Genomic DNA, 18112 nt, shown 5'->3' on the forward strand with positions numbered 1-18112 from the left:
ATGCTGAAACGGACCGCGAGCAGGTATTCCCCGTACGAAGCCGACCTGCGCGAGTTCCGCCTGGTATCGAGCCGGGCAGGCGCGCTGACGGCCATCGTGCTGGTGATGGCGGGTGTCGGGCTCGACTACGGCATCTATCCGGGGCACCAGCTGCAGTTCTTCGTCGCGCGCCTGGTGGTTTCCGCGCTGATCGGGCTGATCCTGCTGATGCTGGTCAACCAGGCCGGCAGGCGCTTCGTGCAGCCGCTGACACTGGCCTGGCTGCTGCTGCCGCAAATGATGATCGCATGGATGATCGCCACCACCGACGGGGCGGCGTCGATCTACTATGCCGGGCTGAACCTGGTGATCTTCGCGGTCGGGATCGCCATGCCGATGGGGTTGTGGCAGACCATCGGCTTCGGCGTGGTGACCTACCTGATGTACCTGGCCGCCTGCCTGATCCACCCGGACGGGCTGGCGCAGCGCGCGCACTTCATCGTCAATTCGCTGTTCATCCTGTTTTCGATCGTGGCCAGCGCGGTCTACACCTTCATGAACGAGCGCGGGCATTTCCACCTGATCCGCCTGAAGGAAGAGCTGGCGCGCAAGAACGAAGAGCTGGCCGACATCAACCGGCGCCTGGCCGACATCAAGGGCCAGATGCTGCAGCAGGAAAAGATGGCCGCCATCGGCACGCTGGCCGCGGGCCTGCTGCACGAGGTCAACAATCCGGTCAATTTCTGCCTGATGGCCATCGAAGTGGCGATGGAAGAGCCGCCGGCCAAGCAGAGTCCGGCACTGGAAGAATGCCTGGTCGATGCCAAGCAGGGCATGCAGCGCATCCAGCATATCGTGTCGGACCTGAAGACCTTCGCCTACCGCAAGCCTGGCGCCGAGGTGGAAGGCACGCCGTTCCTGTTCGAGAAGGCGCTCGATTCGTCGATCCGCCTGACCGCGCACGAGCTGCGCGGCGTGACCCTGACGCGCGAGCTGGCGCCCGACACCCTGGTGCTCGGCGACGAGGCCGCCATCATCGGCGTGCTGATCAACCTGTTCTCGAACGCGGCGCTGGCCATGCGCAAGGCCGGCACGGCCGCGCCCGCGATCCATACCACGGCCCGCTGGGACAACCATCGCCTGCACGTCACCGTGCGCGACAACGGGCCCGGCATCCCGAAGGAGAACCTTGCGCGCGTGTTCGAGCCGTTTTTCACCACGCGCGAGGTGGGGCAGGGGCTTGGCCTGGGCCTGTCGATCAGCTACGCCGTGATCGAGCGCCATGGCGGCCAATTGTTTGCCGAGAGCGAACTCGGCCAGTGGACGGCGTTCAGCTTCGACCTGCCGCGTGCGGAGTAACCAGCCATGAGCGAAGTCCTGCAGGCGCGGCCTGCCATTCTCTACGTCGACGACGAAGACATGGCGCGCAAGTACTTCGCCCGCGCCGTCGGGGCAGACTACGAAGTGCTGCTGGCCGGCAGCGCCGACGAGGCCATGTCGGTGCTGCGTTCCGATCCTGCCCGCGTGGCCATCCTGGTGACGGATTTCCGCATGCCCGGGCGCGATGGCGGCGTGCTGCTGCGGCAGGTGGCCCAGGCCTATCCGCAGGTGGTGCGCATCCTGGTCACGGCCTATGCCGACAAGGAGCTGCTGCTGCAGACCGTCAACAGCGGCGAAATCTTCCAGATCCTGGAAAAACCGCTGAGCGTGAGCAACCTGCGCGACGTGCTGGCAAGGGCCGCCGAGCGCCATCGCGAACGCACGCTGCGCCAGCACCGGCTGATGGCGATCGACGAGACCCTGGCCTTCCTGGCGCACGAGCTCAATACGCCGCTGGCCGCCATTGCCAATTTTGCGCGCGGCATCAGCGGACGCGTGGCCGGCGAATACAGCGCGCAGCGCCAGAGCGAAATCGGCCAGGCCGCCAGCGCGATGCATGACAACGCCCAGTATTGCCTGGCGGTGCTGTCCTCGTTCCTGCAGTCGGTGCGTGACAGCGCCGGCAGCGTCCCGGCCCGGCGCAGTGCCGGCAACGAAGCCAGTGCCAGCGCGCTGGTGTCCGCGTTGCTCGACAGCTATCCCTTCGTGGGCGGCCAGCGCAGCTGGGTGGAGGTGGAGCTGCAGGGAGACTTTCCCGTGCAGACCCTGCCCAACTGCGTGGCGCTGGTGCTGTCCTCGGTGATGAGCAATGCGCTGCGGGCGCTGGCCGATGTCGCCGCGCCGTCGCTGCGCTTCGTCGTGGCCGCGCAGCCGCATGCCGCCATCCGCATCTGCGACAACGGCCCCGGCATTCCGCCCGAAGTGATGGACCGGCTGCTGGTCGACCCCGTCACCACCCACGCCAGCGCCGGCGGCAGCGGCCTAGGCATGATTTTCTGCAACCGCGTCATGCAGTCCTTTGGCGGCGGGATCCGGATCGAATCCGCACCCGGCGCCGGCACGACGGTGACGCTGGACTTTCCAAGTTTCAAGAGTCGAACGCACAGGAGTGAGTAATGACCGAACCGAATGCCACCCAGGCACCACCCCCGGCGATTCTGTTCGTCGATGACGAGGCCACGGCAGTCAAGTATTTCCAGCGCGCCATCGGTGCGCTGGCGCCGGTGGTCACCGGTGGCTCCGTCGAGGAGGGCAAGGCACTGCTGGACGCCCATGCCGATAGCCTGGCGGTACTGGTGTCGGACCAGCGCATGCCGGGTGAGTACGGCAACGAACTGCTGCGCTACGCGCGCGAGCGCTACCCGCACATCGTGCGCATCCTGACCACCGCGTACTCGGAACTCGACCAGACCGTCGAGGCGGTGAACCAGGGCCAGATCCATCGCTATATCAAGAAGCCATGGGACATCACCGCGCTGCGCATGGAACTCAAGCAGGCGCTGGAACTGTCGGGGTTGCGCAAGGAGCGCGACCAGCTGGTGCGCGAGAAACTGTCGGTGCTGCAGACCCAGACCGTGGCCTCGCGCATCGGCATGGTGCACGCGCTGTGCGCCAGCCTGATCGGCCCGGGCCGCTTCCAGCCGGTGGAAACCTATCTCGCCGGTGTCGACCTGGCCGGTGCCGGCAGCGCCGATCCTGACTGGCAGCGCATGGACTATGCCGACCTGGTGCGCGCCGAAGCCGAGCGCAGCGGCAACTTCGGCCATGCCGTGGGCACGCGCCTGGCCGCGCTGCGCAGCGCCAATGCGGGCAAGGGCGCTGCCGATGCCGCCGCCGTGATTGCCGACGCGCTCGGCAGCGAGGTGGTGCGCCGCGACGGCGATGCGGTGGTCTGGACCCAGCCGGCCGCGCTGGCCGAGTTCCTGGCCCAGCCCGTGGGCTCGGCGGTGTCGGCGCAGCATGCCGCCTGGCTGGCCAGCCTGCTGTGGCTGGAAGAGGCCGGCGGCGCGCTGAAGTTCGTCCGCGACGGCGACACCATCGTCTGCCGCGCCGCCCCGCGCAGCGAGAGCTTCGCCTCCGACCGGCTGGCGGCATGGATCGAGCGGTTCTCGATGCCGGCCTGAATGTCTGCGGACCGGCCATGAAAAACGGCGCCCCGCGGGGCGCCGTTTGTTTTTCCGGCAGGGCCGGGCTCAGGCCTGCGCGCCGTAGTTGGGGTCGTTGCGGTCGGTCGACTCGCCCTTCTTCTCGCCCTTGACCAGGTCTTCGCGCTTCACGCCCAGCCACATCGCCAGCGCCGCGGCAACGAACACCGACGAGTAGATGCCGAACAGGATGCCCACCGTCAGCGCCAGCGCGAAGTAGTGCAGCGTCGGGCCGCCGAAGAAGAACATCGACAGCACCATCATTTCGGTCGAGCCGTGGGTGATGATGGTGCGCGACATGGTGCTGGTGATGGCGTGGTCGATGACCTCGTGCGTGGTCATCTTGCGGTACTTGCGGAAGGCCTCGCGGATCCGGTCGAAGATCACCACCGATTCGTTGACCGAGTAGCCCAGCACCGCCAGGATCGCCGCCAGCACCGACAGCGAGAATTCCCACTGGAAGAAGGCGAAGAAGCCCAGGATGATGACGATGTCGTGCAGGTTGGCGATGATGCCCGCCACCGCGAACTTCCACTCGAAGCGGAACGACAGGTAGATCACGATACCCGCCACCACGCACAGCAGCGCCAGCAGGCCGTCGGTGGCCAGCTCCTTGCCCACCTGCGGGCCGACGAACTCGACGCGCTGCAGCTTGACGTCGGGCGACGCCGCGGTCAGCGCGCCCATCACCTGCTCGCTCTGCTGGGCCGACGTGACGGGCTTGCCGTCCGCGCCCTTCTGCAGCGGCAGGCGGATCATCACGTCGCGCGAGGTGCCGAAGTTCTGCACCTGCACGTCGGTATAGCCGAGCTTGCCTACCTGGCCGCGGATCTTTTCCAGGTCGGCCGCCTGCTGGTAGCTGACCTCCATCACCGTGCCGCCGGTGAATTCGATCGACAGGTGCAGGCCCTTTTGCCAGAGGAAGAACACGGCCGCGGCAAACGTCAGGAAGGAGATCACGTTGAAGATCAACGCGTGCTTCATGAACGGAATGTCGCGCCGGATGCGGAAGAATTCCATGTTGAATCCTGTTCTGTACTACGTGTTGTGCCGCGGGCCGCTTACTTGGCGACCGGCGTGTCGGTGGTATTGCCGGGCTTCCAGATCTGGCCGATGGCCACGCTCTGCAGCTTCTTCTTGCGGCCGTACCACAGGTTGACCAGGCCGCGGTTGAAGAACACCGCCGAGAACATCGAGGTCAGGATGCCCAGGCAGTGCACCACGGCAAAGCCGCGCACCGGTCCCGAACCGAACGCCAGCAGCGCCAGGCCGGCGATCAGCGTGGTCACGTTGGAGTCCAGGATGGTGGCCCAGGCGCGGTCGAAACCGACCGCGATCGCCATCTGCGGCGACGCGCCGGCGCGAAGTTCCTCGCGGATGCGCTCGTTGATCAGCACGTTGGCGTCGATGGCCATGCCCAGCACCAGCGCGATGGCGGCAATGCCCGGCAGCGTCAGCGTGGCCTGCAGCATCGACAGCACCGCGATCAGCAGCAGCAGGTTCACGCCCAGCGCGATCACCGAGAACACGCCGAACAGCATGTAGTACAGGATCATGAACACGCCGATGGCGGCAAAGCCATAGGCGACCGAATCGAAGCCCTTCTCGATGTTGTCGGCACCCAGCGACGGGCCGATGGTGCGCTCTTCGATGATCTCCATCGGCGCGGCCAGCGAGCCGGCGCGCAGCAGCAGGGCCAGGTCGTTGGCGGCTTCGGTCGAGTAGGAGCCGGTGATCTGGAAGCTCGAGCCCAGTTCGGACTGGATCGTCGCCACCGTCAGCACTTCGCCCTTGCCCTTTTCGAACAGCACGATCGCCATCGGCTTCTTCAGGTTCTCGCGCGAGACGTCGCGCAGCACGCGGCCGCCCTGGGCGTCGAGCTTGATGTTGACCGAAGGCTGCTGGTTCTGGTCGAAGCCGGCCGAGGCGCTTTCGATGCGGTCGCCGGTGAAGATCACCTGCTTCTTCAGCACCACCGGGGCGCCGTTACCTTGCGTGAACAGCTCGCTGCCGAACGGGATCGGGTCGCCCGGGCGCGGGCTGCGCGGCGCGTCGTTGTCGACCAGGCGCGCTTCCAGGGTGGCGGTGCGGCCGATGATGTCCTTGGCCTTGGCGGTGTCCTGCACGCCCGGCAGCTGCACCACGATGCGGTCGGCGCCTTGCTGCTGGATCACCGGCTCGGCCACGCCGAGTTCGTTGACGCGGTTGTGCAGCGTGGTGATGTTCTGCTTGACCGCGGCGTCCTGCACGGCGCGGCGCGCGGCCTCGGTGAAGGTGCCGACGATGTTGTTGCCGTCCATGGCGAAGGCCACTTCGCGCAGGTTGTCGGCCAGCAGCGCGCGCGCGCGGCCGGCGTCGTCGGCGTTGTTGAAGCGCACCGTCAGGCGCTCGCCGTCGCGGTCGATGCCGCCGTGGCGGATATTCTTGTCGCGCAGCAGCGTGCGCGCGTCGCCGGCCAGGCTGTCGAGCTTTTTGTCGACCGCGCCCTTCATGTCGACCTGCAGCAGGAAGTGCACGCCGCCGCGCAGGTCCAGGCCCAGGTACATCGGCAGCGCGTGCAGCGAGGTCAGCCAGCGCGGCGAGCCCGACAGCAGGTTCAGCGCCACCACGTAGGCGGGGTCGGACGCGTCCGGGTTGAGCGCGCGCGACAGCACGTCCTTGGCCTTGAGCTGCTCGTCGGTGGTGCGGAAGCGCGCCTTGACCGAGCCTGACTGGCCGGAAATATCGAAGAAGACGCCGTCGGGCTGCAGCTGGTTCTGCGCCAGGATCTCTTCAACCTGCTTCTGCATCGACAGGTCGACCTTGACCGTGGCCTTGCCCGAGGACACCTGCACGGCAGGCGCCTCGCCGAAGAAGTTCGGCAAGGTGTAGATGATGCCGATGGCCAGGGCCACCAGGATCACGAGGTATTTCCAAAGCGGATAACGATTCATCTCGGGCCAGTCATTCAGCGGTTGGCGGGGCCGGCGCAGGCGTGGCGCACCACGTCGGCGGGGCCGAACCGGTTTGGCAAACAGCCGCCTGGCAGCCGCGGATGGAAGCCGCAAGGGCTTCGTCGGGCTGGATCAGGCGGCTGCCGGGGCATGCGCGAACGGGCATGCCGGAAAAGACAAAGGCGGGAGTCGCGAGCGATCCGGGGATCAGAGCGCCTTCAGCGAGCCCTTGGGCAGCACCGTGGTCACGGCATTCTTCTGCACCGTGATCTCGGTGCCTTCGGCGATTTCCAGGCTGACGTACTGGTCGGTGACCTTGGTCACGCGGCCCAGGATGCCGCCGGCGGTGACGACTTCGTCGTTCTTGGCCAGCGCTTCGAGCATTGCCTTGGCTTCCTTCTGGCGCTTCATCTGCGGGCGGATCATGATGAACCACAGCACACCAAACATCAGGATGATGGGCAGGAAGCTCATCAGGCCGCCAGCCGCGCCGCCGGCACCGGCGGTCTGGGCAAATGCGTTAGAAATCAGCACGTTGATTCTCCGTCACAAAAGTCAATCAATTAATCGAACATTCTACCATTCGCACCCAGCCCGCCCTTGGCATTCTAGGGCGGAATACGGGTTTGTTCGGGTGCGCCGGGGACAACATGCGCGGCGGGCGCCGCGCCTCGACCGGCTATTCGACCGCCGGCGGCGCGAAAGTTCGCGCCGCCCGGCATGGTCACTGCGTGCCGCGGGCGCGGTCGGCGGCGAACTGGCGGCGGAAATCGGTGAAGCGGTGCTGCTCGATGGCGTCGCGCACCTCGCGCATCAGCTGCAGGTAGTAGTGCAGGTTGTGGATGGTGTTCAGGCGCGCGCCCAGGATCTCGCCGACGCGGTGCAGGTGATGCAGGTAGGCGCGCGAGAAATTGCGGCAGGTGTAGCAGGCGCAGCTCTCGTCGAGCGGGCGCGGGTCGTTGCGGTGCGCGGCGTTCTTGATCTTGACGTCGCCGTAGCGGGTGAAGAGCCAGCCGTTGCGCGCGTTGCGGGTCGGCATCACGCAGTCGAACATGTCCACCCCGGCGGCGACGCCGGCGACCAGGTCTTCGGGCGTGCCGACACCCATCAGGTAATGCGGCTTGTTGGCCGGCAGGCGCGGCGCCACGTGTTCCAGCACGCGCATCATGTCTTCCTTGGGCTCGCCCACCGACAGCCCGCCGATGGCAAAGCCGTGGAAGTCCAGCTCGGACAGCCCCGCCAGCGACTCGTCGCGCAGGTCTTCGTACATGCCGCCCTGGACGATGCCGAACAGCGCGTTCGGGTTGGCCAGCCGCTCGAACTCGTCGCGCGAGCGCTTGGCCCAGCGCAGGCTCATGCGCATCGACTTGGCGGCTTCCTCGTGCGTGGCGGGGCGGCCGTCGATCTCGTAAGGGGTGCATTCGTCGAACTGCATGACGATGTCGGAATTGAGCGTGCGCTGGATCTGCATCGAGATCTCGGGCGACAGGAAGAGCTTGTCGCCGTTGACCGGCGAGGCAAAGGTCACGCCATCTTCGGTGATCTTGCGCAGATCGCCCAGCGAAAACACCTGGAAGCCGCCGGAGTCGGTCAGGATCGGCTTGTCCCAGCCGATAAAGCGGTGCAGGCCCTCGTGGGCGTTGACCACGTCCAGCCCCGGGCGCAGCCACAGGTGGAAGGTGTTGCCCAGGATGATGTGCGCGCCGATCTCGTTCAGTTCCAGCGGCGACATCGCCTTGACCGAGCCATAGGTGCCCACCGGCATGAAGATCGGCGTTTCGACCACGCCGTGGTTCAGCGTGACGCGGCCGCGGCGGGCGTTGCCGTCGGTGGTGATGAGTTCGAAGTTGAGCATGGCGAATAGTCTGAAATCAGGCCGCGGCGGCGGCGTCCGGCTGCCGGGTCAGCAGCATGGCGTCTCCGTAGCTGAAGAAGCGGTAGCGCTGCTCGACCGCATGGCGGTAGGCGGCGCGGATGGCTTGCACCCCGGCCAGCGCCGACACCAGCATCAGCAGCGTCGACTTGGGCAGGTGGAAGTTGGTGATCAGCGCGTCGACCAGGCGGAAGCGGTAGCCGGGCGTGATGAAGATATCGGTGTCGCCGCTGCCGGCGGCGAGCGTGCCGTCGGGCTGCGCCGCCGATTCCAGCGCGCGCAGCGAGGTGGTGCCGACCGCGATCACGCGGCCGCCGCGCGCGCGGGTGTCGCGCACCGCCTGCGCCAGGTCTTCGGAAATCGCGTACCACTCCGAATGCATCTTGTGCTCGGCCAGGTTCTCGGTGCGCACCGGCTGGAAGGTGCCGGCGCCCACATGCAGCGTCAGGAAGGCGCGGCGCACGCCCGCGGCATCGAGCCGGGCGAACAGCGCGTCGTCGAAATGCAGGCCCGCGGTGGGCGCGGCGACCGCGCCGGGGCTGCGCGCGTAGACGGTCTGGTAGCGGGTCTCGTCGTAGGCGTCGGGGTCGTGCGTGATATAGGGCGGCAGCGGCAGGCGGCCGTAGCGCTCGATCAGGTCCAGCGCCGGCTCGGGGAAACGCAGGGTAAAGAACTGGTCCACGCGCGGGCCCACGGTCACGGCGAAGGCGCCGTCGGCCAGGTGCAGCGCGCTGCCTTCGGCCGGCGTCTTGGACGCGCGCACCTGGGCCAGCACGGTATGGGTATCGAGCACGCGCTCGACCAGCACCTCGATCCTGCCGCCGCTGGGCTTGTGGCCGAAGAAGCGGGCCTTGATCACGCGGGTGTCGTTGAACACCAGCAGGTCGTCCGGACGCAGGTAGTCGACGATGTCGCTGAAGGCGCGGTCGACCATGCGCACCGCGTCGGCGGTGTCGGCCGGGGCGTGCCGCTCCACCACCAGCAGCCGGCTGGCGCTGCGGTCGGGCAGCGCGCTCTGGGCGATCAGTTCGGGCGGCAGCGGAAAGTCGAAATCGGAAAGCGTCAACATCGTGGGAAGGGCGGGCTGCGCGGTCTGCAGGCTGTGGCGGAGGCTGACGCCGGGCACGGCGCGTCACTCCGCTGCCCGGATTGGCAGCCGGCATGGGTACAATCGGCGAATCCGATATTGTAAGGCCACGGGCGCGCTTGCCGCCGCGCCGGGCGTGATACCGGCCATTCGCCGGCGCCGCGCCAGCCAACCAGAAGCCCGCAGCGACTGCTGCCAACTTTTTCGCCGATGCCCGGAACCGCCGCCGAACCGATCCAGGACCCTGCCGAGGCCGCCGACGCCACCGACGCGCCGGCGAGCGCGCGCGGCAAGGCCGGCGCGGCCAAGGGCAAGGCCGCGGGTTCGGGCACGTCTTCCGCCGCCGCGCGGCTGGCCAAGCTGGGCCTGCGCCGTCCGGTCGACCTGGTGCTGCATCTGCCGATGCGCTACGAGGACGAGACCACGGTGGTGCCGATCGCCGAGGCCATCCACCGTGCCGGGCTGGGGCTGCCGGCGCAAGTGGAAGGCGAAGTCGTCTCCAACGAAGTCACGTTCCGGCCGCGCCGCCAGCTGGTGGTGAAGATCGCCGACGACAGCGGCGAGCTGACGCTGCGCTTCCTGAACTTCTACGGCAGCCAGACCAAGCAGATGGCCGAAGGCGTGCGCCTGCGTGTGCGCGGCGACGTGCGCGGCGGTTTCTTCGGCGCCGAGATGGTCCATCCGACGGTGCGGCCGGTGCTGGCCGGCGAGGCGCTGCCCGACCGCCTGACGCCGGTGTACCCGTCCACCGCCGGCATCCCGCAGGCCTACCTGCGCAAGGCCATCGGTGGCGCGCTGGCGCGCACGCCCTTGCCCGAGACACTGCCGCAGCCGGTGCTGCAGGGGCCGCTGGCACGCCTGCAGCTGCGCCCGCTGGCCGACAGCCTGCGGCTGCTGCACGCGCCGCCGCCGCAGGAAAGCGAGGCCGCGCTGGCCGACCGTTCGCATCCGGCCTGGCAGCGCGTCAAGTTCGACGAGCTGCTGGCGCAGCAGATCTCGCTGCGGCGCGCGCACGCGGCGCGCCGCGACAAGACCGCGCCGACCATGCCGCGCCGCGAGGGCGGGCTGCTGACGCGCTTCCTGGCCGCCTTGCCGTTCCGGCTGACCGGCGCGCAGCAGCGCGTGGTGGCGGAAATCGCCGCCGACATGAGCCTGCCGCATCCGATGCACCGGCTGCTGCAGGGCGACGTCGGCAGCGGCAAGACCATCGTCGCCGCGCTGGCCGCGTGCCAGGCCATCGATGCCGGTTTCCAGGCGGCGCTGATGGCGCCGACCGAAATCCTGGCCGAGCAGCATTTCCGCAAGCTGTCGGCGTGGCTGGAGCCGCTGGGCGTGCCGGTGGCATGGCTGGCCGGCAGCCAGAAGGCGCGCGACAAGCGGGCGGCGGTGGCGCGCGTGGAATCGGGCGAGGCGCAGCTGGTGATCGGCACCCATGCGCTGATCCAGGACACCGTGCGTTTTGCCAGGCTGGGGCTGTCGGTGGTCGACGAACAGCACCGCTTCGGCGTCGCCCAGCGTTTGGCGCTGCGCGGCAAGGCCGGCGCGGCCGAAGCGCCCGCTGCGATCAGCGCGGCCGAAACCGTGCCGCACCAGCTGATGATGTCGGCCACGCCGATCCCGCGCACGCTGGCCATGACGTACTACGCCGACCTCGACGTCTCGGTGATCGATGAACTGCCGCCGGGGCGAACGCCCATCGTCACGCGCCTGGTCAACGACGAGCGCCGCGACGAGGTGATCGGGCGCATCCACCATGCCGCCGCCGAAGGCCGCCAGGTCTACTGGGTGTGCCCGCTGATCGAGGAGAGCGAGGCGCTGCAGCTGCAGACCGCGGTCGAGACCTACGAGACCCTGGTGGCCGCGCTGCCCGACCTGCGCGTGGGCCTGGTGCACGGGCGCCTGCCGCCGGCGGAAAAGGCCGCGGTGATGGACGACTTCAGCGCCAATCGCCTGCAGGTGCTGGTGGCCACCACCGTGATCGAGGTGGGCGTGGACGTGCCCAATGCCTCGCTGATGGTGATCGAGCATGCCGAGCGCTTTGGACTGGCGCAGCTGCACCAGCTGCGCGGCCGGGTCGGGCGCGGCAGCGCCGAATCGGTGTGCCTGCTGATGTACCAGGCGCCGCTGTCGCCCACCGCGCGCGAGCGCCTGGCGACCATGCGCGAGACCACCGACGGCTTCGAGATCGCGCGGCGCGACCTGGAGATCCGCGGCCCGGGTGAATTCCTGGGCGCGCGCCAGTCCGGCGAGGCGATGTTGCGCTTTGCCGACCTGCAGACCGATGCCTGGCTGGTGGAGTACGCCCAGGCCGCCGCCGAGCTGATGCTGGCGCACTATCCGGAAGCGGTGGAAGCGCACCTGTCGCGCTGGCTGGGCGGGCGCGAGCACTACCTGAAGGCCTGATTGAAGTCTTGCGGGCCGGCTTTGTGCCGGAGCCGTCGCATACCGGCGCGCGCGAAGCGGGCACTCTGACAGATCCGTCAATCGAAGGTAAAATCTATCGCCTACCCGGATTTGATAAGTCATGACGCTCACCGAACTCAAGTACATCGTCGCCGTGGCGCGCGAGCGCCATTTCGGCCGGGCCGCCGAAGCCTGCTTCGTGTCGCAGCCGACGCTGTCGGTCGCCATCAAGAAGCTGGAAGACGAACTCAACGTGCAGATCTTCGAGCGCGGCACCTCCGAGGTGTCGGTGACGTCGGTCGGCGAGCAGATCGTGGCGCAGGCCCAGCGTGTGCTGGAGCAGACCATGGCCATCCGCGAGATCGCCAAGCAGGGCAAGGACCCGCTGGCGGGCCCGCTGCGCGTGGGCGTGATCTACACCATCGGGCCGTACCTGCTGCCGTCGCTGGTCAAGCAGATGATCGACACCGTGCCGCAGATGCCGCTGATGCTGCAGGAAAACTACACCCACAAGCTGATCGAGCTGCTCAAGCAGGGCGAGATCGATTGCGCGGTGATGGCCGAGCCGTTCCCCGACTCCGGCCTGACGGTGCGCCCGCTCTATGACGAACCCTTTGTCGTCGCGGTGCCGCGCGGCCATCAGCTGGCGCAGGCGCACGCGGTCGACCCCGAGGAGCTGAAGCAGCAGACCATGCTGCTGCTGGGCAGCGGCCATTGCTTCCGCGACCACGTGCTGGGTGTGTGCCCCGAGCTGTCGCGCTTTTCGCAGGCCGCGGACGGCATCCAGAAGACCTTCGAGGGCTCGTCGCTCGAGACCATCCGCCATATGGTGGCCAGCGGCGTCGGTATCACCGTGCTGCCGCGCACCTCGGTGCCCGACCTGAAAGCCAAGGGCGACATGCTGTCGTACGTGCCGTTTGCCGACCCGGTGCCAGACCGGCGCGTGGTGCTGGCCTGGCGCAAGAGCTTCACCCGCCTGCCGGCGATGGAGGCGCTGGCCAACGCCGTAGCCGCCTGCGACCTGCCCGGCGTGCGCAAGCTCGATGCCAAGGAACTGGCCGAAGCCGCCTGAGCGTCGCGCCGAAGGACCGGTCATGCCACGGCCGCAGCGGAGATTCCACTGCGGCCGTTGTCATTTCTGCTTCCCGAACCGGTCATTTCCCCAGCTGTCCTGTTGGCGGTCAGCCGCCGCCGGCACAAGTTTCACTAATCCTAAATAGATTTGACCTAATACATAGGTATAAATAATTAAATTCTCAACTTGATAGATAATTTGTAGACTGCTCCTGTCGATGCGGATGGCGTCGACGCAAGACAGGAACCGATGATGAGCACCAGCGCCCAGTCACTGATAACGACACCGACTCAGCCCCGTTTTTCCCTCCGCATGGGGCGCTGCCTGCTCGATTGCCTTGCCTGCTATGCCGCCGCGCTCTGACGCGGCATCTCTTTCAGCCCACCCACAAAGAGGAAAAGATGAGCAAGAAGGACACTCTCACCACCGCCGCCGGCGCACCGGTCGCCGATAACCAGAACTCGCAGACCGCCGGCCCGCGCGGCCCGATGCTGCTGCAGGATGTCTGGTTCCTCGAAAAGCTGGCACACTTCGACCGCGAAGTCATCCCCGAGCGCCGTGTCCACGCCAAGGGCTCCGGCGCCTACGGCACGCTGCGCATCACGCACGACATCACCAAGTACACCAAGGCCTCGGTATTTGCCGAGATCGGCAAGGAAACGCCGCTGTTCATCCGCTTTTCCACCGTCGCGGGCGAGCGCGGCGCGGCCGACGCCGAGCGCGATGTGCGCGGCTTCTCGATCAAGTTCTATACCGACGAAGGCAACTGGGACCTGGTCGGCAACAACACGCCGGTGTTCTTCGTGCGCGACCCGCTCAAGTTCCCCGACTTCATCCACACGCAGAAGCGCAACCCGCGCACCAACCTGCGCGACCCGATCGCGGTGTGGGACTTCTGGTCGCGCCATCCGGAATCGCTGCACCAGGTCACCATCCTGATGAGCGACCGCGGCCTGCCGCAGAACTACCGCCAGATGCACGGCTTCGGCTCGCACACGTACTCGTTCATCAATGCCAATAACGAGCGCTTCTACGTCAAGTTCCACTTCAAGTCGCAGCAGGGCGTGGAGAACTGGACCAACGAGGAAGCCGCCAGGGTGGTGGCCAACGACCGCGAGAGCGCCCAGCGCGACCTGTTCGACAATATCGAGCGCGGCAACTTCCCGCGCTGGAACCTGCGCGTGCAGGTCATGCCGGAGGCCGAGGCGGCCAAGTACCACATCAACCCGTTCGACCTGACCAAAGTCTGGCCGCACAAGGACTATCCGCTGATCGACGTGGGGGTGGTCGAGCTCAACCGCAACCCGGACAATTATTTTGCCGAGGTCGAGCAGGTGGCGATGAACCCGGCCAACATCGTGCCCGGCATCGGCTTCTCGCCCGACAAGATGCTGCAGGGGCGGCTGTTCTCGTATGGCGACACGCAGCGCTACCGGCTGGGCATCAACCATGCCCAGATCCCGGTCAATGCGCCGAAATGCCCGTTCCACAACAGCTTCCACCGCGACGGCGCGATGCGCGTGGACGGCAACCAGGGCGGCAAGCTCAACTACGAGCCCAACCGCGAAAGCGCCTACGCCGCCAGCGAGCGCGCCATCGAGCCGCCGCTGGCGCTGGACGGCGCCGCCGACCGCTGGGACCACCGCGTCGACACCGACTACTACAGCCAGCCCGGCGCGCTGTTCCGCCTGTTCGACGAAGGCCAGCGCCAGCGCCTGTTCGCCAATATCGCCGCGGCGATGCAGGGTGTGCCCGAGGAGATCGTGCGGGTCCAGCTGGAGCATTTCACGCGGGCCGACCCGGCCTACGGCGAGGGCGTAAAGCGGGCGCTGAACCTGCAATAAGCGCCTGCCCGGCAACGGCCGACGGCGCCGGTTTGGCCGCGACCGTTGCCCAGTGCAATAATGCGGGGTACCGCGCCGCCCGGCCCCGCATCGGCAAGCCCGGCGGCGCGCCTCGTGGCTATCCCTGAACGGAGCGTATCTACCATGGCAAAGAAGAACGAGATGAGCGTGAATATCGGTATTTCCGACAAGGACCGCAAGAAGATCGCGGAAGGGCTGTCCAAGCTGCTGGCCGACACCTATACCCTCTACCTCAAGACCCACAACTTCCACTGGAACGTGACGGGTCCGATGTTCAATACGCTGCATCTGATGTTCGAGACCCAGTACAACGAACTGGCGCTGGCGGTGGACTCGATCGCCGAGCGTATCCGCGCGCTGGGCTACCCGGCGCCGGGCACCTACAAGGAGTACGCGCGCCTGTCGTCGATCGCCGAGGAAGAGGGCGTGCCCGAGGCCACCGAAATGATCCGCAAGCTGGTCGAAGGCCAGGAAGCCGTGGTGCGCACCGCGCGCTCGATCTTCCCGGTGATCGACGCGGCCGGCGACGAGCCCTCGGCCGACCTGCTGACCCAGCGCATGCAGACGCATGAAAAAACCGCGTGGATGCTGCGCTCGATGCTGGCCTGAGCCCGGCTCGCCCGCCTGGCTGCCGCGCCCGCGGCGGCCGGTCCAGCGCGTCGCAGCCGTCCGGGCTGCGGCGCGTTTTCATTGAATCGCCCGCCCCGGATCCACGCCGTGCAGACCCTCTCGCCGTTGCCCCCCACCCCCATGCTTGAACGCCTTGCCCTCTACGCGCGCCTGGTGCGCATCGACAAGCCCATCGGCACGCTGCTGCTGCTGTGGCCGACGCTGTGGGCCATGTGGATGGCCGCGGACGGCCCGCCCCGGTGGGGCCTGTTCTGGATCTTCGTGGCCGGCACCTTCCTGATGCGCTCGGCCGGCTGCGCCATCAACGACTGGGCCGACCGCGACTTCGACAAGCACGTCAAGCGCACCAAGGAGCGGCCGCTGACCGCGGGCAAGATCGCCGCGTGGGAAGCGCTGGCGGTGGCCGCCGTGCTGGCGCTGGTGGCGTTCACGCTGGTGCTGCCGCTGAACGCGCTGACCAAGTGGCTGGCGGTGGTGGCGGCAGTGGTGGCGGGCACATACCCGTTCTTCAAGCGCTTCTTTGCCATTCCGCAGGCCTACCTGGGAATCGCCTTCGGCTTCGGCATCCCGATGGCATTCGCCGCGATCCAGGACCAGGTGCCGCCGGTGGCGTGGCTGATGCTGCTGGCCAATGTGTTCTGGGCGGTGGCGTACGACACCGCCTATGCGATGGTCGATCGCGATGATGACCTGCTGATCGGCATGAAGACCTCGGCGATCACCTTCGGGCGCTTCGACGTGGCGGCGATTATGCTGTGCTATGCCGCGTTCTTTGCGCTGATGGCGTGGGCGGGCGTGCTGCTCGGGCTGGGATGGCCGTATTGGGTGGGGCTGGTTGCCGGGATCGGCTGTGCCGGCTACCACTACACGCTGATCCGCGAGCGCGACCGGATGCGGTGCTTCGCGGCGTTCCGCCATAACAACTGGCTGGGGGCTTGCGTGTTTGCGGGGACGGCGCTGGCGTATGCGGTGCGGTGATTAGATCCCGCTGGTTTTCTCCCCTCTCCCGCCTGCGGGAGAGGGGCAGGGGGTGAGGGCAGGCGCTGGCATACCGACGCGCTCCACTTCGTGGACACTCCGGCCCTCACCCCCACCCCTCTCCCGCAAGCGGGCGAGGGGAGCGTTCACAAGGGGCGTCGGCCAGCTCAGAGCGCCTGCGGTCTGACCTCCCTTATTCCTTCCCGAACTCCGCCCCCATCTCCCTGCCCCGCGCCGCGGCCGCATGCATCGCGCGCACAAAGGCATCGGCGATGCCGGAGGCTTCCATCGACGTCAGCGCCGCATAGGTGGTCCCGCCCTTCGAGGTCACGCGCTCGCGCAGCGTCGCCACCGCTTCGGGCGATTGCCCCGCCAGCGTGGCCGCGCCGCGGAAGGTTTCCACCGCGAGTTCGCGTCCCTGTTCGGCGCTCAGCCCCAGTTCGGTGGCGGCGCGCTGCATCGCCTCGATGAAATAGAACACATAGGCCGGACCGCTGCCGGAGATCGCGGTGACGGCATCGATCTGGTCATCGCCGTCGACCCACACGCATTTGCCGACGGCCTCGGCCACGGCGCTGGCAATGGCACGGTCTTCGGCCGATAGCCCGGCCGCTGCGGCCAGCCCCGTCATGCCCATGCCCGACAGCGCCGGCGTATTCGGCATTGCGCGCACCACGCGCTTGCGCCCGCCGAGCCAGCGCTGCATGTCCTGCAGCCGGATGCCGGCGGCCACGCTGATCACCAGGTTGCCCGGACCATCGCCCGGCAGGTGCGGCAGCAGCTGCGCCGCGGCGTCGCGGAACTGCTGCGGCTTGACCGCGAGCACCAGCACGTCGCTGGCGCCGAAGGCGGCATCCGGCGCGCCGGCGGCATGCACGCCGAGGTCGCGCGCCAGGCGCTGCTGCGCTTCCGGGAACGGGTCGACCACGCGGATCGCGCCGGCGGGCACGCCGCGCGCGATCAGGCCGCCGATCAATGCGGAAGCCATGTTGCCGCCGCCAAGAAAACCGAAGGTGAGGGTGTCGAGCATGAAGGTCTCTGGGGTCTGAAAGATTCCGGTCGGGGCGCGGACGTCAGCCGCGCGCGCCGAAGATGGCGGTGCCGATCCGCACCAGGGTCGAGCCCTCGGCAATGGCGGCCTCCATGTCGCCCGACATGCCCATCGACAGCGTATCGAGCGCCAGCCCGTCGGCGCGCAGCGCCTGCAGCATGGCGCGCATGGCGGCGAACGGGCGGCGTTGCGCCGCGGGGTCTTGCTCGGGCTCGGGGATCGCCATCAGTCCGCGCAGCCGCAGGTTGGGCAGGGCGGCGACGGCATGCGCCAGCGCCGGAACCTCTGCCGGAGCCACGCCGCTCTTGCTGGCCTCGCCGCTGATATTCACCTGGATGCAGACCTGCAGCGGCGCCATGCCGGCCGGACGTTGCGCCGACAGCCGTTCGGCGATCCTGAGCCGGTCGATGGTGTGGACCCAGTCGAAATGTTCCGCCACCGGCCGCGTCTTGTTGCTTTGCAGCGGGCCGATGAAATGCCATTGCAGGCGGTCGCGCAGGTCGGCCAGCGCGGCGATCTTGTCGACGCCTTCCTGGACGTAGTTTTCGCCGAATTCGCGCTGTCCGGCGGCGTATGCGGCCCTTATGCGGTCGGGTGAAACGGTCTTGGAAACGGCCAGCAGGGCGATGTCCGCGGCTTGCCTGCCGGCCTGTTGTGCTGCCGCCGCAATGCCCTGGCGCACGGCTTGCAAGTTGGCGGCAATCACAGACATAA

15 protein-coding genes are annotated in these 18112 nt (G+C 67.7%); 8 read left to right on the forward strand and 7 right to left on the reverse strand.

The features are described from left to right. From LIN44_RS04250 to LIN44_RS04260, 3 genes are read left to right on the forward strand one after another with little or no spacing between them, the layout of a single operon-like run. The gene (locus LIN44_RS04250; protein ID WP_227313641.1) at positions 1-1338 is read left to right on the forward strand and encodes a sensor histidine kinase; all 1338 of its coding nucleotides are present in this window, start codon (positions 1-3) and stop codon (positions 1336-1338) included. A 6-nt stretch (positions 1339-1344) separates the two neighbouring features. Further along, positions 1345-2475, forward strand: coding sequence for a hybrid sensor histidine kinase/response regulator (locus LIN44_RS04255; RefSeq protein ID WP_227313642.1), 1131 nt, complete (start codon positions 1345-1347; stop codon positions 2473-2475). Beyond that, positions 2475-3482 (forward strand): response regulator, encoded by a 1008-nt coding sequence (locus LIN44_RS04260; RefSeq protein WP_227313643.1) that lies wholly within the window; start codon positions 2475-2477, stop codon positions 3480-3482. The genes LIN44_RS04255 and LIN44_RS04260 overlap by 1 nt, the downstream gene beginning before the upstream one ends. 69 nt (positions 3483-3551) lie before the next feature. On the opposite strand, the gene secF is transcribed toward LIN44_RS04260, so the two are convergent. The 5 genes from secF to queA form a co-directional block, all read right to left on the reverse strand. Then, a complete protein-coding gene (secF, locus tag LIN44_RS04265; protein ID WP_115710745.1) occupies positions 3552-4523 on the reverse strand; it encodes a protein translocase subunit SecF in 972 nt (323 codons plus the stop codon). A 41-nt stretch (positions 4524-4564) separates the two neighbouring features. Then, entirely contained in the window at positions 4565-6436 is a 1872-nt protein-coding gene (secD, locus tag LIN44_RS04270) for a protein translocase subunit SecD (RefSeq protein WP_227313644.1), read from the reverse strand. 207 nt (positions 6437-6643) lie between these two features. Next, positions 6644-6970 carry a preprotein translocase subunit YajC gene (gene yajC / locus LIN44_RS04275; protein ID WP_012353816.1) on the reverse strand — a complete coding sequence of 109 codons (327 nt, stop codon included), beginning with the start codon at positions 6968-6970 and terminating at the stop codon, positions 6644-6646. A gap of 190 nt (positions 6971-7160) precedes the next feature. After that, the gene (gene tgt / locus LIN44_RS04280) at positions 7161-8291 is read right to left on the reverse strand and encodes a tRNA guanosine(34) transglycosylase Tgt (RefSeq protein WP_227313645.1); all 1131 of its coding nucleotides are present in this window, start codon (positions 8289-8291) and stop codon (positions 7161-7163) included. Positions 8292-8307: 16 nt separating this feature from the next. Then, positions 8308-9378 (reverse strand): tRNA preQ1(34) S-adenosylmethionine ribosyltransferase-isomerase QueA, encoded by a 1071-nt coding sequence (gene queA / locus LIN44_RS04285; RefSeq protein WP_227313646.1) that lies wholly within the window; start codon positions 9376-9378, stop codon positions 8308-8310. A 228-nt stretch (positions 9379-9606) separates the two neighbouring features. On the opposite strand from queA, the gene recG reads away from it, so the two are divergent. The 5 genes from recG (at position 9607) to ubiA (ending at position 16347) form a co-directional block, all read left to right on the forward strand. After that, entirely contained in the window at positions 9607-11799 is a 2193-nt protein-coding gene (gene recG, locus LIN44_RS04290; RefSeq protein WP_227313647.1) for an ATP-dependent DNA helicase RecG, read from the forward strand. 121 nt (positions 11800-11920) lie between these two features. Beyond that, complete coding sequence (locus LIN44_RS04295; RefSeq protein WP_062801683.1) at positions 11921-12871, forward strand: LysR substrate-binding domain-containing protein; 951 nt, start codon at positions 11921-11923, stop codon at positions 12869-12871. Between the two features lie 404 nt (positions 12872-13275). After that, entirely contained in the window at positions 13276-14718 is a 1443-nt protein-coding gene (locus tag LIN44_RS04300; RefSeq protein WP_227313648.1) for a catalase, read from the forward strand. 144 nt (positions 14719-14862) lie between these two features. Next, complete coding sequence (locus LIN44_RS04305; RefSeq protein WP_012353810.1) at positions 14863-15348, forward strand: Dps family protein; 486 nt, start codon at positions 14863-14865, stop codon at positions 15346-15348. A 141-nt stretch (positions 15349-15489) separates the two neighbouring features. Continuing rightward, positions 15490-16347 carry a 4-hydroxybenzoate octaprenyltransferase gene (ubiA, locus tag LIN44_RS04310; protein ID WP_227313649.1) on the forward strand — a complete coding sequence of 286 codons (858 nt, stop codon included), beginning with the start codon at positions 15490-15492 and terminating at the stop codon, positions 16345-16347. A 193-nt stretch (positions 16348-16540) separates the two neighbouring features. Here the strand turns inward: ubiA and proC are convergent, their stop codons facing one another. Both proC and LIN44_RS04320 read right to left on the reverse strand, forming a co-directional pair. Then, entirely contained in the window at positions 16541-17377 is an 837-nt protein-coding gene (proC, locus tag LIN44_RS04315; protein WP_227313650.1) for a pyrroline-5-carboxylate reductase, read from the reverse strand. 43 nt (positions 17378-17420) lie between these two features. Next, positions 17421-18110 carry a YggS family pyridoxal phosphate-dependent enzyme gene (locus LIN44_RS04320; RefSeq protein ID WP_227313651.1) on the reverse strand — a complete coding sequence of 230 codons (690 nt, stop codon included), beginning with the start codon at positions 18108-18110 and terminating at the stop codon, positions 17421-17423. Between the last annotated feature and the right edge of the window lie 2 nt (positions 18111-18112).

The sequence above is a fragment of the Cupriavidus sp. MP-37 genome (genome assembly GCF_020618415.1).
Classification (GTDB): Bacteria; Pseudomonadota; Gammaproteobacteria; order Burkholderiales; family Burkholderiaceae; genus Cupriavidus.